A 26,782-nucleotide genomic window follows, 5' to 3' on the forward strand; every position below is an offset into this window, starting at 1 on the left:
CACGGTTGCGCACGCCAAAATGGATGGGCGCAAGCGGCGCTGGCATCAGCACAAGGTGGAGCGTCGTAACGAACTCGTTGACGGCACGATCGACGCGATCCGCCGGCTGGGCGGAACGCTGAGCATGGATGAGATCGCGGCAGAGATCGGCGTCTCCAAGACGGTGCTCTACCGCTACTTCGTCGACAAGAACGACCTCACCACCGCGGTGATGATGCGGTTCACCCAGACGACCCTGATTCCCAATATGGCTGCGGCGCTGACGTCCAACCTGGACGGCTTCGACCTGACCCGCGAGGTCATCCGGGTGTACGTCGAAACCGTCGCGAACGAACCGGAGCCGTACCGCTTCGTGATGGCCAACAGTTCCGCCAGCAAGAGCAAGGTCATCGCCGACTCCGAGCGGATCATCGCCCGCATGCTCGCGGTGTTGATGCGCCGTCGCATGCAGCAGGCGGGCATGGATACCGGCGGCGCGGAGCCCTGGGCCTTCCTGATCGTCGGCGGCGTGCAGCTGGCCACCCACTCCTGGATGTCCTATCCGCGGATGAGTCGCGACGAGCTGATCGACTACCTGACGATGCTGAGCTGGAATGCGCTGAAAGGGATCGTCGAGGTCGGCGGATCGCTGGAAAAGTTCCGCGAAGAGCCGCACCCGTCGCCCATCGTCCCGCCCCGGGACCCCGACGACGGGCTCGGGCTCCCAGGCGTTTAAGGCCTGGCGGCGCCGCCGGCGGTTTTCGGAATCGCGCCCGCTTATGTGAGGCTGGCACGCGCCCCGGGGTCTACGACTTCATCAGATTCAGGCGCTAGCATGCAGGAGAGCGTCGGGGGACGAAGCGGGGTATCTGTTCGGCCGTTCGGCCCTGCCCCCCGCAACAAGAAAGGCCCATGACGACATGTCTGTGCAGCTCACGCCGCATTTCGGAAACGTGCAAGCCCATTATGACTTGTCTGACGATTTCTTCCGCCTATTCCTGGACCCCACCCAGACCTACAGCTGCGCCTACTTCGAACGCGACGACATGACCCTGGAAGAGGCGCAGCTCGCCAAGATCGATCTGGCGCTGGGCAAGCTGAAGCTCGAGCCCGGGATGACGCTGCTGGACATCGGTTGCGGCTGGGGTGCCACCATGCGGCGGGCCATCGAGCGCTACGACGTCAACGTCGTGGGCCTGACGCTGTCGGAGAACCAGGCCGAGCACGTGCAGAAGTCCTTCGACCAGATGGACACCACCCGCACCCGTCGGGTGCTGCTGGAGGGCTGGGAGAAGTTCCACGAGCCGGTGGACCGCATCGTCTCGATCGGCGCGTTCGAGCACTTCGGCCGCCAGCGCTACGGGCGCTTCTTCAAGATGGCCTACAACGCGCTGCCGCCCGGCGGAATCATGTTGCTGCACACCATCGTTCGGCCGTCCTTCAAGGATGCGCGGGCGAAGGGTCTGAACCTGACCCGCGAGATCGTCGAGTTCTCGAAATTCATCCTGGCCGAGATCTTCCCGGGGGGCTGGCTCCCGACGCCGCAGACCGTCGGCGAGTACGGGGTCACCGTGGGTTTCGAGCTCACCCGCGTCCAGTCGCTGCGGCTGCACTACGCGAGGACGCTGGACCTGTGGGCCGCGGCGCTCGAGGCGAATCGGGAGCAGGCGCTCGCCATCCAGTCCCAAGAGGTTTACGACCGGTATATGAAGTACCTGACCGGCTGCGCCGAGCTGTTCCGCGACGGGTACACCGACGTCAATCAGTTCACGATGGAGAAGTAACCCGATCGACGGAAACAATCAGCCCCGAACGGATCGCCGTTCGGGGCTGACTTGACTGTCCTATTTGACCAACGTGAATTGCCCCACGTTGCTGATGCCCTTGCGGAAGAAATTCTCGCACCCGGTCAGATAGTGCATGTATTTGTCGTAGACCTCTTGGGACTGGATGGCGATCGCCTTGTCCTTGTTGGCTTCCAGATTGGCCGCCCAGATGTTGAGGGTCCGCGCGTAATGCTGCTGCAGCAACTGCACCCGCTCGACCGAAAAGCCCGCCGCCTCGCCGAACTTGAAAATGTCTTCCTGCGCCGGCAGCTGCCCGCCGGGGAAGATCTCCTGGCCGATGAATCGCGCGAATCGAATATCGCTCATCGTCAACGTGACGCCGAGCTCGGGATATTGCTGCCACTGATACATCAGAATCGTGTGCAAAAGCATCCGGCCGTCGTCGGGAAGGACGTCGTAGGCGATGTCGAAAAATGCGGGATAGCGTTCCATTTTGAACGCCTCGAAGGCGCCGATCGTCACGATCCGGTCGACCTTGTCCTCGAACTCTTCCCAGCCCTGCAGGCGCACCTCGATGTTGCGGTCCGTCGGCAATCCGGACAGCAATTTTTTGCTGTACTCGAATTGGTTGCGGCTCAGCGTGATTCCGATGACGTTGACGTCGTATTTCTCGACGGCCCGTTTGAGCGCGCCGCCCCAACCGCAGCCGATGTCCAGCAGCGTCATCCCGGGCTCGAGGTTCAGCTTTCCCAGCGCCAAGTCGAATTTTGCAATCTGGGCCTCTTCGAGGGTCATGTCGTCGCGCTCGAAGTAGGCGCACGTGTAGCCCATGGTGGGGTCGAGAAACAATGCGAAAAATTCGTCCGAGACGTCGTAGATTGACTGCGACTCCTCGTAATACGGCTCGAGCCTCGTCATCCTCGGTACATACCTTTCGTCCTATTCAACGCGAGCATATTAGCCGACGGTTAGCAGCAGGCAGTGTCAGCCACCTCGCGGTATGCCATCGGATCGGTCAGTACCGGTAAAAGCCCTGACCCGTTTTCTTGCCCAGCCGGCCGGCCTCCACCATCCGCAGCAACAGCGGCGGCGGCCCATAGTGCGGCTCCTTGAACTCCTCGAACATCTTGTCGGCGATCAGTTTCAAGGTGTCCAGGCCGACCAGGTCGGACAGGCGCAACGGGCCCATCGGGTGTGACAGTCCGGCCACCACGGCTTTGTCCACGTCTTCGACGGTGGCGAAGCCAGCCTCCACCATACGGATCGCCGACAGCAGGTACGGCACCAGCAAGGCGTTCACCACGAATCCCGACCGGTCCGAGCAGCGCACCACCTGCTTGCCCAGGACCGCGCTCGCGAATTCCTCGGTGCGGGCGGCGGCGGCTTCGTCGGTGACCAGCGTGCTGACCAGCTCGACCAGCGGCAGCACCGGGACCGGGTTGAAAAAGTGCAGACCCAGCACGCGTTGCGGGTTCTTGGTGGCCGCGGCGATCTTCATGATCGGGATGCTCGAGGTGTTGGACGCCAGCACCGCGTCGGGATCGGTGATCACCCGGTCGAGTTCGGCGAAAACCTGCGCCTTGACGGCGTCGTCTTCGATGATCGCTTCGATGACCAGTTGACGGTCGGCGAGGTCCTTCAGGTCTGTGGTGAAGGTGAGCTTGCTCAGCGCGCGGTCGCGTTCGCGCTCGGTGACCTTGCCGGCGCTGACGCCGCGCTCGAGCGACTTGACGATGCGGTTGCGTCCCGCCGTGATGAGGGCCTCGGTGGTCTCGAACACCGTCACGTCGACGTCGGCGCGGACCGAAACCTCGGCGATGCCGGACCCCATCTGGCCGGCCCCGACTACCCCTACTCGCTGAATCGCTGCGTCACTCACTGAATTCTCTCCGGTTCTCTGCGGTGAACGTATCGCATTGCACCGCAATAGGCCCCGCCCAGGATTGGCTGGGCGGGGCCTACGCTACTTCATCTCATTCTCGGTACGACGAGCGTGTACTCAGCGCGAAAATTCGGCCGAATTCTCGCCACAGGTGCACGCTCGGCGCTTGCGGGCCGCTCAATCTCAGTGACTCGAGCCGTCGGTTTCACTTCGTCCTCGCGGCATGCGCCGCTCAATCTCAGTGAAACTGGCCCTCTTCGGTGGAGCCGGTCAGCGCGGTGGTCGACGAGGTCGGGTCGACCGTGGTGGCGATGCGGTCGAAGTAACCGGCACCCACCTCGCGCTGGTGCTTGGTCGCGGTGTAGCCACGCTCCTCGGCGGCGAACTCGCGCTCCTGCAGCTCGACGTAGGCGCTCATCTGGTTGCGGGCGTAGCCGTAGGCCAGATCGAACATCGAGTAGTTCAGGGCGTGGAAGCCGGCCAGCGTGATGAACTGGAACTTGAATCCCATTGCGCCAAGCTCCTTTTGGAACTTCGCGATGGTGGAGTCGTCAAGGTGCTTCTTCCAGTTGAACGACGGCGAGCAGTTGTAGGCCAGCATCTGGTCGGGGAACTCGGACTTGACGCCCTCGGCGAACTTGGCGGCCAGCTCGAGATCCGGAGTACCGGTCTCCATCCAGATCAGGTCGGAGTACGGCGCATACGCCTTGGCCCGCGCGATGCAGGGCTCCAGGCCGTTGCGGACCCGGTAGAAGCCCTCCTTGGTGCGCTCACCGGTGATGAACGGCTGGTCGCGCTCGTCGACGTCGGAGGTGATCAGCGTGGCCGCCTCGGCGTCGGTCCGGGCGATGACGACGGTCGGAACGTCGCACACGTCGGCGGCCAGTCGGGCCGAGGTCAGGGTGCGGATGTGCTGCTGGGTCGGGATCAGCACCTTGCCGCCCAGGTGACCACACTTCTTCTCCGAAGCCAGCTGGTCCTCCCAGTGCGAGCCCGCGACACCGGCCGCGATCATGGCCTTCTGCAGCTCGTAGACGTTGAGCGCGCCACCGAAACCGGCCTCACCGTCGGCGACGATGGGCGCCAGCCAGTTCTTCACCGAGGTGTCGCCCTCGACCTTGGCGATCTCGTCGGCGCGCAGCAGCGCGTTGTTGATCCGGCGGACCACCTGCGGCACCGAGTTGGCCGGGTAGAGGCTCTGGTCGGGGTAGGTGTGCCCGGACAGGTTCGCGTCACCGGCGACCTGCCAACCGGACAGGTAGATGGCCTTGAGGCCGGCACGCACCTGCTGGACGGCCATGTTGCCGGTCAGCGCGCCGAGGGCGTTGATGTATTCGAGATCGTGGAGCTGCTCCCACAGCACCTCGGCGCCGCGGCGGGCCAGGGTGGCCTCCTCGACGACGGTGCCCTGCAGGGCGACGACGTCCTTGGCGCTGTAGGTGCGGGTGACATCCTTCCACCGCGGGTTGGTGTCCCAGTCCTTCTGGATCTGTTCGGCGCTCTTGGGGGTGCCAACGACAGACATTGGGCATGCTCCTTCACGATCTTCACTACTGAGTTGCTGAACGCCTCACCGGCGGTAGCTAGTGGCTCAACTTCACTGGTGTGCTAACTCGAAGATGGCACAGCTCAAGGGGGGCGGTCCACCCGTTTAAGTTGCCAATTTCAGTAACGGGAACGCGTGAATTTGCGAAGCTTGCTAAGTTGCTAACTAACTTAACCGTTTCAGAAGCTACCCGTCAGTAACCCCAAAGCCGCAGGTCACCGCGCAATTTAACCGGGACGCTTGTCCCGTTAGCGAGCAAAGATCGCGGCGACGGCTTTCGTCTCGTCACCGACGGCGTATGTGAGCGTTGTAACAGCGCGGTCGGCCAGGCCGGGACCGAATTGCTCGGTGGATCCGGCGGGGTGAACGTGCGAAATGATCTCCAGCTTGTCGCCCAGCGCCACCGGCGCCTCGTGCTCGATCGTGATGCGCAACGGCGCCCGCATCAGCTCGGTGTGCGAGGCCAGGTAGTCCTCGACCACGCTCCAGTACACCGAGTTGTTCATGTGGTCGAACAGGTCGATGTCGGTGACCCGGACGGGAAACTCGTGGATCTCGGTCGCGTCGTCCCGGCCGCCCGGCTTCAGATAGGACCTCCACCGCAACCGATCCACCGACGTCGTCTTGTGCAGGCCCGCCAGGAAGTCGTCGGCGATGCGCGAGGGCATCTGGGTTTCCCGGTTGATGTTGATCCAGAAGGCCTCGGACTCGATGAGCCCGCTGCTGCGCTTGCCGTCGATGCGGACCCGCATCTCGCACCACCGATTGGAGGTGCCCGAGCACCACCTGCGCATCCGCAGCATGTCGCTGAACTCGACCGGCCGGATCAGGTCGATCATGGTGCGCCGGACGATCCACAGCGGATGGGTCTCCTCGAAACCCATCTCGCGCAGCTGGTCCTGGCCGATGTCCTGGATGTGGCGGCACGCGGCGTCCAGCCGCAACCGGCCCGTGCGGTCGATATCGCCGACCCGCAACGGCCACTGGCGGTCGAAAACGTCAGGGTGACCGTCGGGCACCGGCATCAGTTGTTTATCCAGGCTCACGGCCACACTCCCCGCTGTTCCCCGTTTATTCCTCGGGGTTACCCCAGGTTAAGGCCCAGGGTCCCGGTCGAATAATGCCAACGAGGCGCGGCGAACACCAATCGCGACGCGCCAGGCCGGCTGCCAACTCTGCGAACCATGTCTTCACAAGGCCCGGTAACCTCGGTGAAGTGTCCAAGACGTTCGTCGGCTCGCGGGTCCGCCAGCTGCGCAACGAGCGCGGGTTTTCCCAGGCCGCGCTGGCTCAGATGCTGGAGATTTCCCCCAGCTACCTCAATCAGATCGAGCATGACGTTCGCCCGCTGACGGTGGCCGTGCTGCTGCGCATCAGCGAGGTGTTCGGGGTGGACGCCACGTTCTTCTCGTCGCAGGACGACACCCGGCTGGTCGCCGAGCTGCGCGAGGTCACCATGGACCGGGACCTGGACATCGACGTCGACCCGACCGAGGTCGCCGAGATGGTCAGCGCTCATCCCGGGTTGGCGCGGGCGGTGGTCAACCTGCACCGCCGCTACCGGATCACCACGGCGCAGCTGGCGGCCGCCACCGAGGAGCGGTACTCCGACGGCAGCGGCAGCGGGTCGATCACCATGCCGCACGAGGAAGTGCGCGACTACTTCTACCAACGGCAGAACTACCTGCACGAGCTGGACACCGCCGCCGAGGACCTCACCATCAAAATGCGGTTGCACCACGGCGATCTGGCCCGGGAGTTGACCCGCCGGCTCACCGAGGTACACGGGGTGCACATCAACCGGCGCATCGATCTCGGCGACACCGTGCTGCACCGCTACGACCCCGCCACCAAGACCCTGGAAATCAGCAACCACCTCTCGCTGGGGCAGCAGGTGTTCAAGATGGCCGCCGAACTGGCCTATCTCGAGTTCGGTGATCTGATCGATGACCTGGTCGCGCAGGGCAAGTTCACCAGCGACGAGTCGCACACGCTGGCCCGGCTCGGTCTGGCCAACTACTTCGCCGCGGCCGCCGTGCTCCCCTACCGCCAATTCCACGACGTCGCAGAGAATTTCCGCTATGACGTCGAGCGGTTGTCCTCGTTCTACTCGATCAGCTACGAGACCATCGCGCACCGGCTCTCGACGATGCAGCGCCCGTCAATGCGCGGGGTGCCGTTCTCGTTCGTCCGGGTCGACCGCGCCGGAAACATGTCAAAACGCCAGTCCGCCACCGGTTTTCACTTCTCCTCCAGCGGCGGCACCTGCCCGCTGTGGAACGTCTACGAGACGTTCGCCAACCCGGGCAAGATCCTGGTCCAGATCGCCCAGATGCCCGACGGCCGCAACTACATGTGGGTGGCCCGCACCGTGGAACGCCGCGCGGCCCGGTATGGTCAGCCCGGTAAGACCTTCGCGATCGGCTTGGGCTGCGAGCTTCGCCACGCGCACCGGCTCGTCTACTCGGAAGGACTCGACTTGTCGGGGGAAATCTCCACACCGATCGGCGCGGGCTGCCGGGTCTGCGAACGCGACAACTGCCCGCAGCGCGCCTTCCCGGCGCTCGGACGCGCGCTCGACCTCGACGAGCATCGCAGCACCGTGTCCCCCTACCTGGTGACGCAACCGTGAGCCACCCACCCGCCGAGGGCCGCATCCCGCCGGGACGATTCCGCCAACTGGGACCGATCAACTGGGTGATCGCGAAGCTGGGCGCGCGCACCGTGCGCGCCCCGGAGATGCACCTGTTCACCACCCTGGGCCAGCGCCAGTTGCTGTTCTGGACGTGGCTGGCCTACGGGGGCCGGCTGCTGCGCGGCAAGCTCCCGACCGTCGACACCGAGTTGGTGATCCTGCGGGTCGGGCACCTGCGGGGGTGCGAATACGAACTGCAGCACCATCGCCGGATGGCGCGGGCGGCCGGGCTGGACGCGGACGTGCAGGCCGCGATCTTCGCGTGGCCCGAGCGGCTGGACCCGGTCGAGGGGCGCCTGACCGTGCGTCAGCAGGCGCTGCTGGCGGCGACGGACGAGTTCGTCAAGGACCGGGCCGTCACCGACGCCACCTGGCGCCAGCTGGCGACCCACCTGGATCGGCGGCAGCTCATCGAATTCTGCTTGCTGGCAAGCCAATACGACGGGCTCGCCGCGACAATGGCCACGCTCGAGATTCCGTTGGACAATCCGCGCGAGCTATAGGTAGACGTCGGCGAGGATAGCCAGCGTCAGGACCACGGGAAGCACCGGCAGCGCGAAGGCGAACGCGGCCCGGGCCCGCCTCCCGCGCCGGCGCTGCCAGACGCCCCAGATGCCGGCGCCGATTCCCAGCACCACCGATGCGAGCAGCACCAGCGGGCCCCACTGGCCCGCCGTCGCGTTGTCCCCGGTCGAAATGCCCAGCAACCACACGACATAACCGGTCGCCAGGCCACCGAGGGCGCCCGCGATCGTCTGAGGCGTGACGGTGCGAATCATGCGCGACTCAGAAATTGATCATGTGTCCGGTCAGGCCGTGGAAGCATTCCTGCAGCGCCTCGGACATGGTCGGGTGGGTGTGCACGTTGCGGGCCAGCTCGGTGGCGGTCAGATCCCACTTCTGCGCCAGCGTCAGCTCCGGCAGCAGCTCGGAGACGTCGTGGCCCACCAGGTGTCCGCCCAGCAGCTCACCGTATTTGGAGTCGGCGATCAGCTTGACGAACCCGCTGGGGTCGCCCACACCGTGGGCCTTGGCGTTCGCGGTGAACGGGAACTTCGCCACCACCACGTCGTAGCCTTCGTCGCGGGCCTGCTCCTCGGTGAGGCCGAAGCTGGCGACGTTGGGCTGGCAGAACGTCGCGCGCGGCATCATCCGGTAGTCGCCGAGCGCCAAAGTCTCTGCGCCGGCGATGGTTTCGGCCGCCACCACGCCCTGGGCCTCGGCCACGTGGGCCAGCTGCAGCTTGCCGGTGACGTCGCCGATGGCGTAGATGTGCTCGATGTTGGTGCGCATGTAGTCGGTGATGCCGATGGCCTTGCGGTCGGTCAGCGCGACCCCGGCCGCCTCCAGGCCGAAGCCCTCGACGTTGGGCGCAAACCCGATGGCCTGCAACACCTTCGCGGCCTTGAGCTCTTGGGTGTTGCCGTCCTTGCTGACGACCACCGTCACTTCGGCACCGTTGTCGGAGATCGACTCGACCTTGGTTCCGGTGAGGATCTTGACGCCCAGCTTCTTGAACTGCTTCTCGATTTCCTTGGACACCTCGGCGTCCTCGTTGGGCAGCGCGCGCGGCAGGAACTCCACGATGGTCACCTCGACGCCGTAGTTGCGCAGCACGTAGCCGAACTCCATGCCGATGGCACCGGCGCCGGCGATAACGATCGACTCCGGCAGCTCGCGGGACAGGATCTGCTCTTCGTAGGTGACCACGTTGGCCGACAGCGAGGTGCCCGGAACCAGCCGGGTGCTGCTGCCGGTCGCGATGATGGCGTTGTCGAACGTGACGGTCTCGGTGCCGCCGTCGTTGAGCTCGACCGACATGGTGTTGGCGTCGGTGAACCGGCCGTAGCCGTGAATCTCGGTGATCTTGTTCTTCTTCATCAGGAAGTGCACGCCGGCGACGCGGCCCTCGGCCACCTTGCGGCTGCGGTCGAAGGCGACCCCGTAGTCGAAGGTCGCCTCGCCGCTGATGCCAAAGGTCTTGGCCTCTTTGGTGAAGATGTGCGCGAGCTCGGCATTGCGCAGCAGCGCCTTGGACGGAATGCAGCCGACGTTGAGGCAGACCCCACCCCAGTACTTCGGCTCGACAACCGCGGTGGAAAGCCCCAGTTGTGCGGCGCGAATGGCCGCGACATATCCGCCTGGACCGGCCCCGAGGACGACGACGTCATAGTGAGAAGTCACGAGCCCACCCTAGTGGGCCAGGGCCCCTGGTGGCCGCCCGGGCGAGGCCTCAATAGGGAATGACGCCGACGAGACAGTGGCCCACTCGCTCGCAGTAGTAATAGCCGTACAACGGCGCCGCGCCGGCCACGGCGGCGAACGGCCCGGACAGCACCGCCACCGACAGCGCCGAAACCAGTGGCCTGCCGTGCACCATCGCGAGCATCACGGCGCCGACCACGCACAGCGACACGTAGACCAGCACCGCGAACAGCGCCGGGGTCTTGTCGACCGAGTTGTACCACCACGAGAACAGACCCAGCCCGACCACGGCCGCGGCGGCCCAGACACCGAGGAGCAGCAGGGCCAACTTCCACCACTTGACGTAGAGGTAGCGACCGGGGACGGTCACCGACTGCACCGGGCCGACGGGCCCCGCGGGAACCTCGGGTTCGGGCTCCTCGGACTCGGGTTCGGTTGCGGCGGGCCGCCCGCCGGTGTCCTCGGCCTCCTCGTCGGAGTCGGAGTCGGAATCGAAGTCGGGGACCCACGATTGCGTGCCGGTGTCCTCGGCCTGGTCGTCATCGTCGGAGAAGTCCGGCACGAAGGCCTCGGTCCCGGGGCTCGCCGCGTCCTTGTCGTCAGGCACCGGCGGTCACCCGCAACGCGACGAGCACACCGAACCAGCCCGGCGCCACCGCCAGGATGAACGCCCCCAGTGCGGTGACCCAGCGGCGCCCGGAAAACAGGATCATCGTCAGCCCGACGACGCCGGGGACGCCGACCACCGACGCGATCGCGATGTCCGGGCGGACGCTGGCGTGGACCACCACGGTGTACGCCACGCACGCCAGTGCCCCGACCGCGCTTCCGATCAGCATGGCGCCGGCCAGTAACCAGGGACGGGGCAGGGGAATCACTTTCTCGACTGTACTGCGGTTACCGAGGCTCAGGGCATGTCTGCGCGCCCGCGTCGGCCACCACCGGACCCCGTGTCGCAGGGCGTTCACCACGCTCGTAACCCGCGCCCGTGATGACCGGCACGCCGGCCAAAGACGCCTGTTCTGCTGCCGTGAAAACGCGACCGCGGGACAGGAACCGGACGCCGTCGGGCGCCTCGAGACTGAACCCGCCACCGCGACCGGGCACCACGTCGATCACCAACTGGGTGTGCTTGTCGCGATAGTGGGCGGCGTATTGCGGGCCCGAAATCCACACCGGCACCCCGTCGGACCCGACGTCGAGCACGCCCAGCAGGACGTCGCGATCGCCGACGAGGAAGTCGCCGAGCGGATAACACATCGGCGACGACCCGTCGCAGCAGCCGCCGGACTGGTGAAACATCACCGGCCCGTGCGCCGCCTGCAGCCGCGTGAGCACCTCGGCGGCCGGGGCGGTGATGGCCACTCCTGGTGGCGCGAGACCCTTGGCGCCGCTCCTCCTCATCGCTTCGCTCTGCATCGTCGCCGGCGCGTCAGAAGAACCCTTGCGCCTTTTCGGAGTAGGACACCAGCATGTTCTTGGTCTGCTGGTAGTGGTCGAGCATCATCTTGTGGTTCTCCCGGCCGATGCCGGACTGCTTGTAGCCGCCGAACGCCGCGTGGGCGGGATAGACGTGGTAGCAGTTCACCCACACCCGGCCGGCCTGGATGTCGCGGCCGGCCCGGTAGGCGGTGTTGCCGTCGCGGCTCCACACCCCCGCGCCCAGGCCGTAGAGGGTGTCGTTGGCGATCGAGATGGCGTCGTCGTAATCGGAGAACGACGTCACCGCCACCACCGGCCCGAAGATCTCCTCCTGGAAGACGCGCATCGTGTTATCGCCGCCCAGGATCGTGGGTTGCATGTAGAAGCCGCCGGACAGGTCACCGCCGAGCTCGGCGCGCTCGCCGCCGGTGATCACCTTGGCGCCCTCGTCCTTGCCGATTTCGATGTAGGACAACACCTTTTCGAGCTGGTCGTTGGACGCCTGCGATCCCAGCATGGTCTCGGAGTCCAGCGGGTCGCCCTGCCGGACCGCCTTGGTGCGGATCGCGGCCAGCTCCAGGAATTCGTCGTAGATGTCGGCCTGGACCAGGCTGCGCGACGGGCAGGTGCACACCTCGCCCTGGTTGAGGGCGAACATCGTGAAGCCCTCCAGCGCCTTGTCCTGATAGTCGTCGGCCTTGGCCATCACGTCGGCGAAGAAGATGTTGGGGCTCTTGCCCCCGAGTTCCAGGGTGACCGGGATCAGGTTCTGCGACGCGTACTGCATGATCAGTCGCCCGGTGGTGGTCTCGCCGGTGAACGCGATCTTGGCGATCCGGTTGCTCGACGCCAGCGGCTTGCCGGCCTCGGCGCCGAACCCGCTGACGACGTTGATCACCCCGGGCGGCAGCAGGTCGCCGATCAGCGACATCAGGTAGAGCACCGAAACCGGTGTCTGCTCAGCGGGTTTGAGCACCACCGCGTTGCCCGCCGCCAGCGCGGGCGCCAGTTTCCAGGCACCCATCAGGATGGGGAAGTTCCACGGGATGATCTGCCCGACCACGCCGAGCGGCTCGTGGAAGTGGTAGGCGACGGTGTCGTCGTCGATCTGGCTCAGCGAGCCCTCCTGCGCGCGCAGCGCCGCGGCGAAATACCGGAAGTGGTCGGCCGCCAAGGGAATGTCGGCGGCCAGCGCCTCGCGGATCGGCTTGCCGTTGTCCCAGACCTCGGCCACCGCCAGCGCGGCGGTGTGTTCGTCGATGCGGTCGGCGATCTTGTTCAGGATCGCGGCCCGCTCGGCCGGCGCCGTCTTGCCCCACGCCGGCGCGGCCGCGTGGGCGGCGTCGAGCGCCTTGTCGACGTCGGCCTCATCCGAGCGGGCGACCTCGCAGAACGTCTGGCCGGTGACCGGTGTCGGGTTCTCGAAGTAGCGCCCCCGCGCCGGCGGAACCCACTGCCCCCCGATGAAGTTCTCGTAGCGAGACTCATACGACATCAACGCCCCGGCAGAACCTGGACGTGCGAAAACAGTCATCTGCTCTCACTCCTCATTCGGCTGTGTAATACACCTCACAGTACCGCCGCGGCCACAATGGCTTCCATGGCTTCCATCACGCCGCAAGCGCGCACCGACCCGCAAGACGGCCAAGACCCCTACCTCTGGCTCGAGGACGTCACCGGTGACGACGCGCTGGATTGGGTGCGCGCGCGCAACGAGCCGACGCTCGCGCGCTTCCGCGACACCGATTTCGAGCGGATGCGCACCGAGGCGCTCGAGGTGCTCGACACCGACGCCCGCATCCCCTACGTGGTGCGCCGCGGCGAGTACCTCTACAACTTCTGGCGCGACGCCGCCAACCCCCGCGGGCTGTGGCGGCGCACCACGCTGGACAGTTACCGCACCGACGCCCCCGAGTGGGACGTGCTGATCGACGTCGACGAACTGGGCCGGGCCGACGGCGAGAAATGGGTGTGGGCCGGCGCCGCCGTCATCTACCCCGAGTACACCCGGGCGCTGATCAGCCTCTCCCGCGGCGGTTCGGACGCCTCCATCGTGCGCGAATTCGATATGCTGACAAGGGAATTCGTGAAAGACGGCTTCGACCTGCCGGAAGCCAAGTCGCAGGTCAGCTGGGAGGATCCCGACACCGTCCTGGTCGGCACCGACTTCGGCGCAGACAGCCTCACCGAGTCCGGCTATCCGCGGGTGGTCAAGCGGTGGCGCCGAGGCACGCCCCTGGCCGAGGCCGAAACCGTCTTCGAGGGCGCCCGTTCCGACGTGAACGTGGCGGCCAGCGCCAGCCGGATTCCCGGTTTCGAACGCACCCTGATCGGCCGGGCCCTGGACTTCTGGAACGAAGAGCTCTACGAGCTGCGCGGCCCGGAACTCATCCGCATCGACACCCCCACCGACGCCAGCGTCAGCCTGCACCGCGAATGGCTGCTGGTCGAGTTGCGCAGTGACTGGTTCTTCGGCGACACGACCTATCGCGCCGGATCGCTGCTGGCCGCCGACTACGAGGAATTCCTCGCCGGCACAGCGCAATTGCAAGTCGTCTTCGAACCCGACGAGCACACCGCGCTCAACCACTACGCGTGGACCCGCGACCGGCTGTTGATCGTCTCGCTCCTCGACGTGGCCAGCCGCGTCGAGATCGCCACGCCGCCATCGCGTGACGACCCGCTGCGCCCGGCTCCGCCGCGCTTGCGATCGTCACGGGGGGGCTGGCGCCGCGAACCGGTGGCCGGGATTCCCGCCGCCACCAACACCGTCGTCGTCTCCGCCGACGACACCGGCGACGAGTTCTTCCTGGATTCCAGCGGATTCGACTCTCCGTCCCGGCTGATGCGGGGCACCGACGACGGGGCCCTCGAGCCGCTCAAGTCCGCCCCGGCGTTCTTCGACGCCGAAAACATCTCCGTGGCACAGCATTTCGTGAAGTCGCAGGACGGCACGCCGATCCCCTACTTCGTGGTGCGGCCCGGCGGCCCGGCGTCCGATGCGCCGGCGCCCACCCTGCTCTACGGCTACGGCGGATTCGAATCGTCGAACACTCCCGGTTACAGCGGCGTGCTCGGCAGGCTGTGGCTGGCCCGCGGCGGCACGTACGTGCTGGCCAACATCCGCGGCGGCGGCGAATACGGTCCCGGCTGGCACACCCAGGCGATACGCGAGGGGCGGCACAAGGTTGCCGAGGACTTCGCCGCCGTGGCAACCGATTTGGTGGACCGCGGCATCACCACGGTCGAGCAGCTCGGGGCGCAGGGCGGCAGCAACGGCGGCCTGCTGATGGGCATCATGCTGACCCGGTACCCGGAGAAATTCGGCGCGCTGGTGTGCAGCGTGCCGCTGCTGGACATGAAGCGCTATCACCTGTTGCTCGCCGGCGCCTCGTGGGTGGCCGAATACGGGGACCCGGACAATCCCGACGACTGGGAGTTCATCGCCGAATACTCGCCGTACCAAAACATTTCGGCGACGCGCCGGTACCCGCCGGTGCTGATCACCACGTCGACCCGCGATGACCGGGTGCACCCGGGCCACGCCCGCAAGATGACGGCGGCGCTCGAGGCGGCGGGCCAGCCGGTGTTCTACTACGAGAACATCGAGGGCGGCCACGCCGGCGCCGCCGACAACGAGCAGGTCGCGTTCAAGTCGGCGCTGACCTACTCGTTCCTGTGGCAAATGCTCGCGCGGCCATAGGATCGTCGACGTGTCAGCGATCCAACGCATCGAACTCACCCTGCTGGCGACGGGACTGATCTTCATCCTGGCCTCGGCGGCGCAGGCGCGGTACCGCTTCGTAAAGCATCGCCGCGCCGGCCGGAGGTTTTACTGGGCGACCGCGATCATCGGCATCGTCTGCTTCGCGATCGGGACCGGTCAGCTGTGGCCCAACGGCGTCGTCGTGGCGGCGATCTTCTCGGCCATCGTCGCGTTCTCGGCCTACCTCACCACCCCGTACCTGAAGATCGGCGGGCGGATCTACGCCTCCTCGCCGGAAAACCGCGAGGCCGACCCGCCCACCGAGGAGGGCTAGCGATGCCCGACTTCGAGACAGTCCTGTACAAGGCGGACGGCCCGGTCGCCACCATCACGCTGAACCGGCCCGAGCAGCTGAACACGATCGTGCCGCCCATGCCCGACGAGATCGAGGCCGCCGTCGGCCTGGCCGAGCGGGACCCGTCCGTCAAGGTCATCGTGCTGCGCGGGGCGGGCCGGGCGTTTTCCGGCGGCTACGACTTCGGCGGCGGATTCCAGCACTGGGGCGAGTCCATGATGAGCGACGGGAAATGGGACCCCGGCAAGGACTTCGCGATGGTCAGCTCCCGCGAGACCGGACCGACGCAAAAGTTCATGGCCATCTGGCGGGCGTCAAAACTGGTGATCGCCCAGGTGCACGGCTGGTGCGTGGGCGGGGCCAGCGACTACGCGCTGTGCGCCGATCTCGTCATCGCCAGCGAGGACGCCGTGATCGGCACCCCCTACAGCAGGATGTGGGGCGCGTACCTGACCGGGATGTGGCTCTACCGGCTGAGCCTGGCCAAGGTGAAGTGGCACTCGCTGACCGGCCGGCCCCTGACCGGCGTGCAGGCCGCCGAGATCGAGTTGATCAACGAGGCGGTGCCCTTCGAGCGCCTCGAAGCGCGGGTGGCCGAGATCGCCGCCGAGCTGGCGCAGATCCCCTTGTCGCAGCTGCAGGCGCAGAAGCTGATCGTCAACCAGGCCTACGAGAACATGGGCCTGGCCTCTACCCAGACGCTCGGCGGCATCCTCGACGGCCTGATGCGCAATACGCCCGAGGCCCTGGGCTTCATCAAGGCCGCCGAGACAGAGGGCGTGCGGGCCGCCGTCGCGCGCCGCGACGGCCCGTTCGGGGACTACAGCCAGGCCCCGCCGGAGCTGCGGCCAGACCCCTCGCACGTCATCGTCCCTGATCGGGACTGATACTGAGCCAGGCTAGGGATCCGCTGGCAGTGAGCTGGGAAATATCCGCGTCGGGCCAAAAAGTGCTACCGTAACGGCTATGTCTCGGCTGAGTACTGGCCTGCGTGCAGGCGCCGCGTTCCTTGCTCTGGGTGTTACCGCTGCGATCTTCCCGTCGACCGCGGTAGCCGACTCCACGGAGGATTTCCCGATCCCCCGCCGAATGATCAACACCACGTGCGACGCCGAGCAGATCCTGGCGGCAACCCGGGACACCAGCCCGGTGTACTACCAGCGCTACATGATCGACTTCAACAACCACCCCAACGTGAACCAGGCCGCCATCGACAAGGCCCACTGGTTCTACGCGTTGTCACCGGCGGACCGCCGGAACTACTCCGAGAACTTCTATGCGCCACAGTCCGATCCGCTGTGGCTGGCCTGGCCCAACCACATGAAGATCTTCTGGAACAACAAGGGCGTGGTCGCCAAGGCCACCGACATCTGCAACACATACCCGCCCGGCGACATGTCGGTGTGGAACTGGTCGTAATCCACATGGCCGCCTGACGGCCCGCGAGACTGCAACTGCCGACGCGTTTCCCACGAGGAAGGCGTCGGCAGTTACATTTTCGCGAAATGTGAACCGGCGGCCCCGTCAGCGCGGCTGTACCAGTCCGCCCGCCGGGTGCTCCTCGACGTCGTTGAGGATCAGCTCGCGCACGGCACGACGCGGCCCGTACGGGCGCAGCATGGTGCTGGCCGGCCGTGGCCGCACGTGCTGCGGCCACCAGAACCAACGCCCGAGCAGGGTGGCCAGCGACGGTGTCATGAACGACCGCACGATCAAGGTGTCGAACAGGAGACCCAGCGCGATCGTCGTACCCACCTGGGCCATCACCAGCAGCGGGCTGAACATGAACGTGGCCATGGTGGCGGCGAACACCAGGCCGGCGGAGGTCACCACCGAGCCCGAACCGGCCATCGCGCGGATCGTCCCGGTTTTGAGCCCGGCGTGGATTTCCTCTTTGAACCGCGATATCAGCAGCAGGTTGTAGTCCGAGCCGACCGCCAGCAGCAGGATGACCGCCATCGCCAGCACCATCCAGTGCAATTTCATACCCAGGATGTACTGCCATAAGAGCACGGAGAGTCCGAATGAGGCGCCCAGCGACAGCAACACCGTCCCGACGATCACGACGGCCGCCACGACGCTTCGGGTGATCACCAGCATGATGACGAAAATCAAAGTGGCCGCGGCGATTCCGGCGATCAGCAGGTCGATGTCGGAGCCGTCGTGCATGTCCTTGTACGTCGCGGCGGTGCCGCCGAGGTAAACCTTGGCGCCCTCCCAGGGCGTGCCCTTGATCGCCTCGTGCACGGCCTGCTTGATCGGCTCGATGTGGTTGATGCCTTCCGGAGTCGCCGGGTCGCCTTCATGGGAGATGATCAGCCGGACGGCGTGCCCGTTCGGCGAGATGAACTGTTTGAGACCCCGCGCGAAATCCGGGCTCTTGAACGCCTCCGGCGGAAGGTAGAACGTGTCGTCGTTCTTCGCTTTGTCGAAGGCGTCGCCCTGCGCGGTGGCGTTGTCGGACTGCGCTTTCGCCTGTTCGTTTAGACCCTGGGTGATCGCATAGTTCGACATGATGGTGTCGAGGTTGCGCTGCTGGCTCTCGATCTGCGGCGGTATCAGCGCCACCAGCTTGGGCTGAATCTTGTCCAGCTTGTCGAGGTTCGCGCTCAGGTTCACGATGTTCTGGGCCACCTGGTCGATGCCGTCGAGCGCGTTGAAAACCGACCGGAGTGCCCAGCACGCCGGGATGTCGTAACAGTGCTTCTCCCAGTAGAAGTAGCTGCGGATCGGCCGGAGGAAGTCGTCGAAGTTGGCGATGTCGTCGCGCAACCTCTCGGTGATCTCCACGGTTTCTTTGGTGAGCTTGGTGGTCTCGTGTGTCGTGTTGCTGAGATCCTGGGTCACCTGCATCTGCTCATGCAGCGTCGCCATCGTCTTGTGCAGCTCGTCCGCCTGCTTGAGCAGATTGTTCGCCTGCTCCTCTTGGTAGTGCTGGGTCTGGATCCGCCCCGCGGCCTGCGCGCCCATCTGGAAACCGAGGGTGCTGTGGTCGAGCGGCGTGCCCAACGGCCGGGTGATGGTCTGCACCCTGCCGATACCGGGGATGTGGAAGACCGCCTTGGCGACCTTGTCCAGGACGATGAAGTCGGCCGGGTTACGCAGGTCGTGATCGGTCTCGATCATCAACAGCTCCGGATTGAGCCGAGCCTGGTCGAAGTGCCGGTCCGCGGCGGCATAACCGACATTGGCCGGGGTGTCCGCCGGCAAAAAGTGGCGGTTGTCGTAGTCCGTCTTGTAACCGGGCAGGGCGAGCAGACCCACCAACGCGACCGCGATGGTCACCGCGAGTACCGGTGCGGGCCAGCGGACGACCGCGGTGCCCATCCGACGCCAGCCCCGGGTCTGCAGGCTGCGCTTCGGGTCCATGAGCTTGAAGAACGACGCCACCGTCAGTATCGCCGGAGCCAGCGTCAACGCCGCGAGCACCGCGACCAGCATGCCGACCGCGCACGGCACCCCCAGCGACTGGAAGTACGGCAGCCGGGTGAAGCTCAGGCAGTACATCGCGCCGGCGATGGTCAGCCCCGATCCCAGCACGACATGCGCGGTGCTGTGGAACATGGTGTAGAACGCCTGTTCGCGGGTCTCGCCCAGACCGCGGGCCTCGTGATAGCGGCCGACCACGAAGATCGCGTAATCCGTCCCGGCGGCGATCGCCATCAGCACCAGCATGTTGTTGGCGAACGTCGACAGCCCCATGACGCCGTAGTTACCGAGCGTCGCGACGACACCGCGGGCCGCTGCCAGCTCGATGAACACCATGGCCAGCATGATCAGCACGGTGCTCACCGACCGGTACACGAACAGCAGCATCAGGATGATCACCAGGAAGGTGACGAGCGTGACCTTCGCGACGCCCTTCTCACCCGCGTGGGACTGATCGGCGAACAGCGGACCCGCGCCGGTGACATATGCCTTGATTCCCGGCGGCGCGGGCACCGAGTCCACGATCTTGCGGAGGGCCGCGGCGGACTCGTTCGCCAGCCCGCCGCCCATGTTGCCGGCGAGGTAAACCTGGACGTACGCGGCCTTTTGATCGTGGCTCTGGGAACCCGCCGCCGTCAGCGGATCACTCCAGAAATCCTGGACGTGCTGAACGTGTTTCTTGTCCTGCTCGATGCGCCTGACGATCTCGTCGTAGTAGCGGTGCGCGTCGGCCCCGAGTGGCTTGTCGCCCTCCAGCAAGATCATGGCGGAGTTGTCGGAGTTGAACTCTTTGAACGTCGATCCCACGCGCATCATCGACTGAAAGGATGCCGCGTCAGTCGGACTCATCGACACCGAGTGGGTTTTGGCGACGACCTCCAGCTGCGGGGCCACGGTGTTGGTGACGAACACGATGCCCAACCACACCAGGACGATCGGCAGGGCCAGCCGATGGATCATTCGCGGCAGGAACGGCGGGATCAGCGGCTGATCGACGCGCGGCGGAACCTCGCCCGGCTCGCTCATGCGGACTTGTCCAGGCAATAGACGAAGGCGTTCACGGTTTGGTTGGGATCTGAGCGGTTCGGAGTCTTGATGACGTCACCGCTCCCGTCGTGCTTGTTCACCACGAACTGGCAGGCGATCCAACTGCCGTCTCCTTGCGCCACCAGGTTTGCCGGGATGCCGGGTTTCGTTGAACTCAATACTTTGCTCCACGGCAAGGGCACGTTGAGGGCCTGCTGCGGATGGGAGTTTTCGTCGAGGTAGTTGATGGTTGCCGTGCTGCCCGGTGGGCCCCAGACCTGCAGCGTGATCGTCTTGGCGTTGAACTCGTCGAGGACCTCGCCCGAGGTGCCACCACCGAACGAACCGCGGTGAACGCCGAAGATGCCGTGCAATCGGTATACGACGAATCCCGACAGCGCGACGACAGCCGCGATCGTGAGGACCAGCCAGAAACGCGCCAAGAGCCCCTGTTTCCTGCCGCGCTGCGGAGCGACCTCTTTGCCCTCCCCGCCGGCGGAGCCCTGCTGCTGGAGCGGCTCCGTCCTTGACTCAGTCGTCGTCACTGGGCGCTCCAAGTCCTTCCCGTGTTCACCGGTTGCAGTTCGCCAAGCCACAGCGCTACCGGCCCCCTTCCTGAGTTCATGAGGCTTCCGCGATGAGCCCGATGCACGTGGCGGTCAGCAGGCGCGTCAGCGCGGTCGCAAAGTCCAGATTCCACTCCGGCGGAGCCACTTCCGGCTCCTCGGCGTAGACGTCGGTGAGATCGGCCGGTGGGTTCGCCACCTGCCACAGGGTGGCCGCCAGCGAGTACGCGGCCAGCAGGATGTCGAGCGACCCCGACCGCCCGAGTTCGGGCAGCGCCCTCTCGATGGAATCGGCGAGCGAGCGCGTGGCGGCGGTGCTGATGCGCTTGACCTCGATGACCCGCTCCGCGTCCACCTCGTGTTCCAGGTGCAGGTGCAGGTTGGCCAGCAGGTCGCAGAACAGCGGATCGTCGGCCAGGGCCTCGGCCAGCGTCCCGGCGATGTGCGACGGCGAGGAGGCGCCGGGCCGAGCCAGCTTGTCCGACACGGTATTCGACCATCGCACCCAGCCCTCGGCGGACAGGTGCAGCAGAACTTCCTTGTGCGAGCTGAAGTAGCGGCGCACCGCCGAATAGTGAATCCCGGCGCGGCTGGCGACCGCGGTGAGGGTGACCGACGCGACGCCCGTCTCCATCGCCAGCGAGCGTGCGGCTTCCACGAGGGCCTCCGCACGTTGGCGCTTCTTTTCCTCGGTGCGGGCGCGCTGGAATGTTAGTTGCGCCACCGGCCGAGCGTAACGCACGTTGTGTGATTTGTATAACGCACGTTGCGTGATTTGTGCGACGTCACTCTCGCCGGCGGCGCAAACGGGTAAAGGTGGAACCATGCTCACCGTCCGGCGCCCTTCGCGTCCTTGGAAGTAGCGCGTGCAGACCATCGCCCTGATCGGGTTTCTCGGCGGGCTGATCACCGGCATCTCGCCGTGCATCCTGCCGGTGCTCCCGGTGATTCTGCTGTCGAGTGCGGGCAGTAGCGGAGCCAGCAGACGAGCAGGTGCCCGCCGCGTGAGTTCCGTGGCCCGCCCGTATCTGGTGATCGCGGGGCTGGTGTGCAGTTTCAGCCTGGCCACGCTGCTCGGCTCCGCGCTACTGACGGCGCTGCACCTGCCGCAGGACGCGATTCGGTGGGCCGCCCTGGTGGTGTTGACCCTGATCGGCCTGGGCCTGATTTTCCCGCCGGTCCAACACCTGATCGAGCGGCCGTTCGCCTACCTCCCGCAGCGCCAAATCGGCGCCAACGCAGACGGTTTCGGGCTTGGCCTGACGTTGGGCGCGCTCTACGTGCCGTGCGCGGGTCCGGTGCTGGCGGCGATCGTGGTCGCGGGCGGAACGTCGTCGATCGGGCCCGGCGCGCTGGTGTTGACGGCGACGTTCGCCCTGGGAAATGCCTTGCCGCTGTTGGCCTTCGCGCTGGCGGGGCGTCGCGTCGCCGAGCGCGTCGCCGCGTTCCGCCGACGGCAGCGCGTGATTCAGATCGCCGGCGGGATCGCGATGATCGTGCTGGCCATGGCGCTGGTGTTCAACCTGCCGGCGATGCTGCAGCGCGTCGTCCCCGACTACACGACGGCGATGCAGAACAAGCTGGGAGCCAACGACATCGGGCGCAGCCTGAACCCCACCCCCACACAGCGGCCGAACCACGGCAGCGGGCTGCAGCTGAGCCCGCCCAGCACCACCGTCGACGGCGCCCTGAGTGACTGCTCCAGCGGCTCCGCCGAGCTGCAGCAGTGCGGGCCGGCGCCCGCCCTGACCGGCGTCACCGGGTGGCTCAACACCCCGGACGGCAAACCGCCGGGCCCCGCCGAAGTGCGCGGCAAGGTCGTATTGATCGACTTCTGGGCCTACTCGTGCATCAACTGCCAGCGCGCGATCCCACACGTAATCGATTGGTACAACAGGTATCGCGACAGCGGACTGCTCGTCATCGGGGTGCACACCCCCGAGTACGCGTTCGAGCGGGTTCCCCAGAACGTGGCCAGCGGCGCCGCCGACCTGCACATCCCCTACCCCATCGCCCTGGACAACGACTACGCGACGTGGAACAGCTACCAGAACCTGTACTGGCCGGCCGAATACCTGATCGACGCGGACGGGCAAGTGCGGCATACCAAATTCGGCGAGGGCGACTACGACGGCACCGAAAGACTGATCCGGCAGCTGCTCGTCGACGCCCACCCCGGCGCCCCGCTACCCGCACCGGCGAATTCGGCCGACACCACCCCGCAAACCCGGCTCACGCCCGAGACCTACCTCGGCGTCGACAGGACCGGAAACTACGGTGGCAGCGGGGATTACAAGTCCGGCGCCGTCACGCTGAGCTTCCCGCCGACCCTGGCCGACGACAAGTTCGCCCTGCGCGGCCGCTGGGCCCTGGACGACCAGGGCGCCACCGCCGAGGGCGAGGACTGCGCCATCCGGCTGAACTACACCGCGAAAAATGTCTACGCCGTCGTCGGCGGCACCGGCACCATCGCCGTGACGCGTGATGGCAAGACCACCACGACGACGATCGGCGGGGCACCCACCCTGCATCAGATCGTCGCCGACGACGGCGCGCACCGCGACCAGCTGGACATGCGGGTCAGCAAGGGCCTGCAGGTCTTCTCGTTCACGTTCGGGTAGCCGGGCGGCTCAGGATTTCTTCCAGAGGCTGCCCAGCATCGCGACGAGCATGCCCAGTCCCACCAGGGCGGCGCCCGCCAGCAACGTGACGTTGAGCCATTGGTGCAGACCGGCTTCGGCGTGTCCGACCATCACCTCGGCGACGCGCCGGATGTCGCCGGTGGTGCGGTTGAGCGCCTTGTCGATGTAGCGGCCGGCGACCTCAAGGCCGGCCCAGCCGGCCGCGCCGACGAGCAGGGCGGAAACCCCCAAGCTGCTCAGCGCCTTGCCGCGGCGGCGCGCAGCGGCCAGCGTGAGCAACGCGCACACGCCACACAACGCCGCCGCCCCCACGCTCACCCACGGGCCCCAGGTGGACAGTCCGCTCAGCCGCCCCTCGCGCATCGCTCGCGGCGCCGAAATCGTCAGCGGGACAGTCAGTTTCGCGGGAACGGTCACGTTGTATTGGTTCAGCAGCGGGCGGATCGAGTCATCCCTGAGCATCAGGGCCACGTCGACCGCCCATTGATTGCCGTCCCCGCCGGCCCCCGGGTCGCCGAACAGCCAACCGTGCGCCGCGCGGTTGGCCTGGGCGAACAGTGGCGGAAACGCCGGCCCGGCGGTGAAAGCGCTGGTGGCATCGTGCACGTCGGAACCGTCGACGGGATAGCGGCCCCCGCCGCGCTCGGCGGCCAGAGCCATTGCCCGCGTGGTCAGTTCGGCCGCCATGGCGGACTGCAGGGCCGGATCGGCCGCCGCCCCGCGCGCCATCGCGGCGTAGCCGTCGGCGTCGACGACATGCAGCTGGGTCCACGCCGCGGGGATCGTCACCGCCAGCGCGAGCGTGGTGATGAGCCACAACAGCACGCTCGCCGCGCATCGCACGCCTGCGAATCTACGCAATCCCCCGCACGTACGCGGCCTGCCCGAGATGCTGGGCGCAGTCGTCGATGATGCTCACCAGGCGCGCGCTCGCCGTCACCGGCGGATCCCAGTTGGTGTCCACGACGCGGGCCAACTCCTCGGCGGTCATGCCGGCGATGTAGTTGCACGTGAACTCGTGCACCGCGTGGTAGTAGCCGGACAGCAGGTCCGCGGGCGCCTTCACCTTGGCCACGTCGTCGGGCGAATGCCCGTAGCCCATGTCGTTCCGCGGCAGGTCGAGTCCGAACCGGTCCACCCAGCCGTCGCGCAGCCACACCTGCTCGACGCCGGCCACGTCGGCGAGCTGGATGTCCTGCACCCGCGCGCTGTGCCAGAGCAGCCAGGCGATGCTGTTGGCGTCCGGGGTCGGACGATAAGACGACACCTCCTCGGTCAGCCCGTCGGTGATCTCGTCGACGTGCTCGATCAACCGGGTGAACGCGTCGCGCAGGAGGACTCGGATTACGGCGGCATCGTCGGTGCTGGCCATACTCGCGACACTACGGGAGCGCCCCGTGGAAGACAGCCTCGACGTTGTTGCCGTCCGGGTCGCGCACGAACGCGCCGAAATAGCCGGGGTGGTATTCGGGCCACAGGCGCGGCGCGTGCAGCGGCTCGGCGCCCACCTCGACCGCCACCCGATAAAACTCGCGCACCGCGTCCTCGTCGGCGGCCTCGAACGCGAGGTGAACCTCCCGATTGGGGCCGGCCAGAGCGCCCGAGATCCAGAAGGTCGGTTTTCCCGCGCGCCCGTATCCGATGGCAGGGCCGACATCCAGCTGCCGCGAGAAGCCCAGCGTCCCCAGCACCGCGTCGTAGAACCGCTGCGATTTCGCGTAGTCGGCGCAGTTGATGCCCACGTGGTCGATCATGGGGAAGATCCTGGCACGACCCGCCGACACGGTCGTAGATTGTTTGAATGACTTACGACCTCATCATCCGCAACGGCACCATCGTCGACGGGCTGGGGGGCGAGCCGTACGTGGGGGACGTGGCGGTGGCCGACAACGTCATCAAGGCGGTCGGCTCCCTGAACGGGGCCACGGGCGAGCGGGAGATCGACGCCACCGGGCTGCTGGTCACGCCCGGCTTCGTCGACCTGCACACCCACTACGACGGCCAGTCCATCTGGTCGGAGCGGCTCACCCCGTCGTCCGCGCACGGGGTGACGACGGTGGTGATGGGCAACTGCGGGGTCGGCTTCGCCCCGTGCCGCCAGGCCGACCACAACGTCCTCGTCGACGTGATGGCCGGTGTCGAAGACATCCCCGGCGTGGTGATGACCGACGGCCTGCCGTGGACGTGGGAGACCTTCCCCGAATACCTGGACGCGCTCGACGCGGGCAGGCGCGACATCGATGTGGCCGCGTACCTGCCGCACTCGCCGCTGCGCGTGTACGTGATGGGGCAGCGCGGCGCCGACCGCGAACCGGCCACCGAGGACGACCTGGCCAAGATGAGGGCGCTCGCCAAGGAGGCGATCGAGGCCGGCGCGCTGGGCTTCGCGTCGTCGCGGTTGACCATCCACAAGACCGAAAGCGGTTCGCCCATACCGAGTTACGACGCCGCCCGCGAGGAGATCGAGGAGATCGCCCGCGGCGTCGTGGACGGCGGCGGCGGCCTGCTGCAGTTCGTCCCCGACATCCCGGCCGGCGGCTACCAGCCCGTGCTGCAGACGGTGTTCGATGTCGCCGAGGACGTCGGTCTGCCGCTCACCTTCACCCTGGTCGTCGGCAACTCCGGCGACCCGACGTGGCCGGACGCCATCACCATGATCGAGAAGGCCAACGCCGCCGGCGGTGATATCACCGCGCAGCTGTTGCCGCGTCCCATCGGGTTGATCATCGGGCTGCAATTGTCGGCGAACCCGTTCGTGCTCTACCCCAGCTATCGCGAGATCGCGCACCTGCCGCTGGCAGAGCGGGTCGCGCAGATGCGCAAGCCCGAGGTCCGCGCCCGCATCCTGGCCGACAAGCCCGGCCAGGGTCACCCGATCCTGTACGTCGCCCAGATGTGGGACTGGATCTACCCTCTCGGCGAGGACCCCGACTACGAGCCCGACCCGTCGACCAGCATCGGGGCCCGCGCCCGCGCCAAGGGGGTGGAGCCGATGGAGGAGGCCTACGACCGGCTGCTCGACGACGAGGGCCGGGCCATGCTGCTGGTCGCGACCAGCAACCTGCAGGGCAACTCGCTGGACACCGTCGGGGAGTTGCTGCACCGCGACGACGTGGTGCTGGGCCTCGGCGACGGCGGCGCGCACTACGGCATGATCTGCGACGCCAGCTACTCGACGTACTTCCTGACGCACTGGGCGCGGGACCGCAAGTCCGGGCGGTTCACGGTGCCCGAGGCGATTCGCGAACTCACCTCGGTGCCGGCGCGCGTCGCCGGGCTGAGTGATCGCGGCCGTATCGCCGTGGGCTACAAGGCCGATCTCAACGTCATCGACCACGCCGCCCTGCGCCTGCACAAGCCGGTCCTCAGCTACGACCTGCCCGCCGGCGGGCGGCGCCTGGACCAGACCGCGGACGGGTACGTCGCCACGATCGTGTCCGGGGAAATCATCGCTGAACACGGCGTGCCCACCGCGGCGCGTCCGGGCAAGTTGGTGCGCGGCCGTCAGCCCAGTCCGGCGCCCTTGCAATAACGCCACCAAA

General features: G+C 66.6%; 26 protein-coding genes. 10 read left to right on the top strand and 16 right to left on the bottom strand.

What is annotated here, in order from left to right; translation table 11 throughout:
• Positions 1–19 precede the first annotated feature (19 nt).
• Both AC0KTM_RS21920 and pcaA read left to right on the top strand, forming a co-directional pair.
• A complete protein-coding gene (locus tag AC0KTM_RS21920; protein WP_238957399.1) occupies positions 20–715 on the top strand; it encodes a TetR/AcrR family transcriptional regulator in 696 nt (231 codons plus the stop codon).
• Between the two features lie 184 nt (positions 716–899).
• A complete protein-coding gene (gene pcaA, locus AC0KTM_RS21925) occupies positions 900–1,763 on the top strand; it encodes a cyclopropane mycolic acid synthase PcaA (RefSeq protein ID WP_225328371.1) in 864 nt (287 codons plus the stop codon).
• Between the two features lie 60 nt (positions 1,764–1,823).
• Here the strand turns inward: pcaA and AC0KTM_RS21930 are convergent, their stop codons facing one another.
• From AC0KTM_RS21930 to AC0KTM_RS21945, 4 genes are all read right to left on the bottom strand, one after another.
• Positions 1,824–2,684, bottom strand: coding sequence for a cyclopropane mycolic acid synthase family methyltransferase (locus AC0KTM_RS21930; RefSeq protein WP_225328372.1), 861 nt, complete (start codon positions 2,682–2,684; stop codon positions 1,824–1,826).
• 97 nt (positions 2,685–2,781) lie between these two features.
• The gene (locus AC0KTM_RS21935) at positions 2,782–3,645 is read right to left on the bottom strand and encodes a 3-hydroxybutyryl-CoA dehydrogenase (RefSeq protein ID WP_225328373.1); all 864 of its coding nucleotides are present in this window, start codon (positions 3,643–3,645) and stop codon (positions 2,782–2,784) included.
• A gap of 241 nt (positions 3,646–3,886) precedes the next feature.
• Positions 3,887–5,173, bottom strand: a complete 1,287-nt coding sequence (gene aceA / locus AC0KTM_RS21940; RefSeq protein ID WP_202376737.1) for an isocitrate lyase — start codon at positions 5,171–5,173, stop codon at positions 3,887–3,889.
• Positions 5,174–5,442: 269 nt separating this feature from the next.
• The gene (locus tag AC0KTM_RS21945) at positions 5,443–6,240 is read right to left on the bottom strand and encodes an acyl-[acyl-carrier-protein] thioesterase (RefSeq protein ID WP_238956926.1); all 798 of its coding nucleotides are present in this window, start codon (positions 6,238–6,240) and stop codon (positions 5,443–5,445) included.
• 170 nt (positions 6,241–6,410) lie between these two features.
• On the opposite strand from AC0KTM_RS21945, the gene ramB reads away from it, so the two are divergent.
• Both ramB and AC0KTM_RS21955 read left to right on the top strand, forming a co-directional pair.
• Positions 6,411–7,826 carry an acetate metabolism transcriptional regulator RamB gene (gene ramB, locus AC0KTM_RS21950; RefSeq protein ID WP_225328375.1) on the top strand — a complete coding sequence of 472 codons (1,416 nt, stop codon included), beginning with the start codon at positions 6,411–6,413 and terminating at the stop codon, positions 7,824–7,826.
• Complete coding sequence (locus tag AC0KTM_RS21955) at positions 7,823–8,392, top strand: carboxymuconolactone decarboxylase family protein (protein ID WP_225328376.1); 570 nt, start codon at positions 7,823–7,825, stop codon at positions 8,390–8,392. The genes ramB and AC0KTM_RS21955 overlap by 4 nt, the downstream gene beginning before the upstream one ends.
• Here AC0KTM_RS21955 and AC0KTM_RS21960 read toward each other — a convergent pair.
• From AC0KTM_RS21960 to exaC, 6 genes are read right to left on the bottom strand one after another with little or no spacing between them, the layout of a single operon-like run.
• Positions 8,387–8,668 carry a hypothetical protein gene (locus AC0KTM_RS21960; protein ID WP_225328377.1) on the bottom strand — a complete coding sequence of 94 codons (282 nt, stop codon included), beginning with the start codon at positions 8,666–8,668 and terminating at the stop codon, positions 8,387–8,389. The two genes, AC0KTM_RS21955 and AC0KTM_RS21960, sit on opposite strands and share 6 nt — an antisense overlap.
• Positions 8,669–8,675: 7 nt before the next feature.
• Positions 8,676–10,073, bottom strand: coding sequence for a dihydrolipoyl dehydrogenase (gene lpdA / locus AC0KTM_RS21965; RefSeq protein ID WP_225328378.1), 1,398 nt, complete (start codon positions 10,071–10,073; stop codon positions 8,676–8,678).
• A 49-nt stretch (positions 10,074–10,122) separates the two neighbouring features.
• Complete coding sequence (locus AC0KTM_RS21970; RefSeq protein WP_238956927.1) at positions 10,123–10,701, bottom strand: hypothetical protein; 579 nt, start codon at positions 10,699–10,701, stop codon at positions 10,123–10,125.
• On the bottom strand, positions 10,694–10,972 hold the full coding sequence (locus AC0KTM_RS21975) for a putative holin (RefSeq protein WP_225328380.1): 279 nt from the start codon (positions 10,970–10,972) through the stop codon (positions 10,694–10,696). The genes AC0KTM_RS21970 and AC0KTM_RS21975 overlap by 8 nt, the downstream gene beginning before the upstream one ends.
• A 19-nt stretch (positions 10,973–10,991) precedes the next feature.
• Entirely contained in the window at positions 10,992–11,498 is a 507-nt protein-coding gene (locus tag AC0KTM_RS21980; protein WP_238956928.1) for a DUF779 domain-containing protein, read from the bottom strand.
• A gap of 28 nt (positions 11,499–11,526) precedes the next feature.
• A complete protein-coding gene (gene exaC, locus AC0KTM_RS21985; RefSeq protein WP_238956929.1) occupies positions 11,527–13,050 on the bottom strand; it encodes an acetaldehyde dehydrogenase ExaC in 1,524 nt (507 codons plus the stop codon).
• A gap of 66 nt (positions 13,051–13,116) precedes the next feature.
• On the opposite strand from exaC, the gene AC0KTM_RS21990 reads away from it, so the two are divergent.
• The 4 genes from AC0KTM_RS21990 to AC0KTM_RS22005 all read left to right on the top strand — a co-directional run bounded on the left by AC0KTM_RS21990 (position 13,117) and on the right by AC0KTM_RS22005 (position 16,996).
• Positions 13,117–15,219, top strand: coding sequence for a prolyl oligopeptidase family serine peptidase (locus AC0KTM_RS21990; protein WP_238956930.1), 2,103 nt, complete (start codon positions 13,117–13,119; stop codon positions 15,217–15,219).
• A 10-nt stretch (positions 15,220–15,229) separates the two neighbouring features.
• Positions 15,230–15,556, top strand: coding sequence for a macro domain-containing protein (locus AC0KTM_RS21995; RefSeq protein WP_225328384.1), 327 nt, complete (start codon positions 15,230–15,232; stop codon positions 15,554–15,556).
• Between the two features lie 2 nt (positions 15,557–15,558).
• Positions 15,559–16,464, top strand: coding sequence for a crotonase/enoyl-CoA hydratase family protein (locus AC0KTM_RS22000; protein ID WP_238956931.1), 906 nt, complete (start codon positions 15,559–15,561; stop codon positions 16,462–16,464).
• A 79-nt stretch (positions 16,465–16,543) separates the two neighbouring features.
• Positions 16,544–16,996, top strand: a complete 453-nt coding sequence (locus AC0KTM_RS22005) for a DUF5078 domain-containing protein (protein ID WP_225328386.1) — start codon at positions 16,544–16,546, stop codon at positions 16,994–16,996.
• Between the two features lie 105 nt (positions 16,997–17,101).
• Here the strand turns inward: AC0KTM_RS22005 and AC0KTM_RS22010 are convergent, their stop codons facing one another.
• The 3 genes from AC0KTM_RS22010 to AC0KTM_RS22020 form a co-directional block, all read right to left on the bottom strand.
• Complete coding sequence (locus AC0KTM_RS22010) at positions 17,102–20,032, bottom strand: MMPL/RND family transporter (protein WP_225328387.1); 2,931 nt, start codon at positions 20,030–20,032, stop codon at positions 17,102–17,104.
• Positions 20,029–20,577 carry an MmpS family transport accessory protein gene (locus tag AC0KTM_RS22015; RefSeq protein WP_225328388.1) on the bottom strand — a complete coding sequence of 183 codons (549 nt, stop codon included), beginning with the start codon at positions 20,575–20,577 and terminating at the stop codon, positions 20,029–20,031. The genes AC0KTM_RS22010 and AC0KTM_RS22015 overlap by 4 nt, the downstream gene beginning before the upstream one ends.
• Before the next feature lie 76 nt (positions 20,578–20,653).
• Positions 20,654–21,340 carry a TetR/AcrR family transcriptional regulator gene (locus AC0KTM_RS22020; protein WP_225328389.1) on the bottom strand — a complete coding sequence of 229 codons (687 nt, stop codon included), beginning with the start codon at positions 21,338–21,340 and terminating at the stop codon, positions 20,654–20,656.
• Between the two features lie 124 nt (positions 21,341–21,464).
• Here AC0KTM_RS22020 and AC0KTM_RS22025 point away from each other — a divergent pair, with 124 nt between their 5' ends.
• Positions 21,465–23,219, top strand: a complete 1,755-nt coding sequence (locus AC0KTM_RS22025) for a cytochrome c biogenesis protein CcdA (RefSeq protein ID WP_238956932.1) — start codon at positions 21,465–21,467, stop codon at positions 23,217–23,219.
• A gap of 9 nt (positions 23,220–23,228) precedes the next feature.
• On the opposite strand, the gene AC0KTM_RS22030 is transcribed toward AC0KTM_RS22025, so the two are convergent.
• Genes AC0KTM_RS22030 through AC0KTM_RS22040 form a run of 3 tightly spaced genes read right to left on the bottom strand, consistent with a single transcriptional unit; the run spans position 23,229 to position 24,994 of the window.
• The gene (locus AC0KTM_RS22030) at positions 23,229–24,083 is read right to left on the bottom strand and encodes a hypothetical protein (RefSeq protein WP_238956933.1); all 855 of its coding nucleotides are present in this window, start codon (positions 24,081–24,083) and stop codon (positions 23,229–23,231) included.
• A gap of 10 nt (positions 24,084–24,093) precedes the next feature.
• Positions 24,094–24,612 carry a mycothiol transferase gene (locus tag AC0KTM_RS22035; RefSeq protein WP_225328392.1) on the bottom strand — a complete coding sequence of 173 codons (519 nt, stop codon included), beginning with the start codon at positions 24,610–24,612 and terminating at the stop codon, positions 24,094–24,096.
• Positions 24,613–24,622: 10 nt separating this feature from the next.
• The gene (locus AC0KTM_RS22040; RefSeq protein WP_225328393.1) at positions 24,623–24,994 is read right to left on the bottom strand and encodes a VOC family protein; all 372 of its coding nucleotides are present in this window, start codon (positions 24,992–24,994) and stop codon (positions 24,623–24,625) included.
• A gap of 47 nt (positions 24,995–25,041) precedes the next feature.
• Here AC0KTM_RS22040 and AC0KTM_RS22045 point away from each other — a divergent pair, with 47 nt between their 5' ends.
• Positions 25,042–26,772 carry an N-acyl-D-amino-acid deacylase family protein gene (locus AC0KTM_RS22045; protein WP_238956934.1) on the top strand — a complete coding sequence of 577 codons (1,731 nt, stop codon included), beginning with the start codon at positions 25,042–25,044 and terminating at the stop codon, positions 26,770–26,772.
• Positions 26,773–26,782: the final 10 nt, after the last annotated feature.

Source organism: Mycobacterium sp. NTMscope_Eco_3 (genome assembly GCF_976985685.1).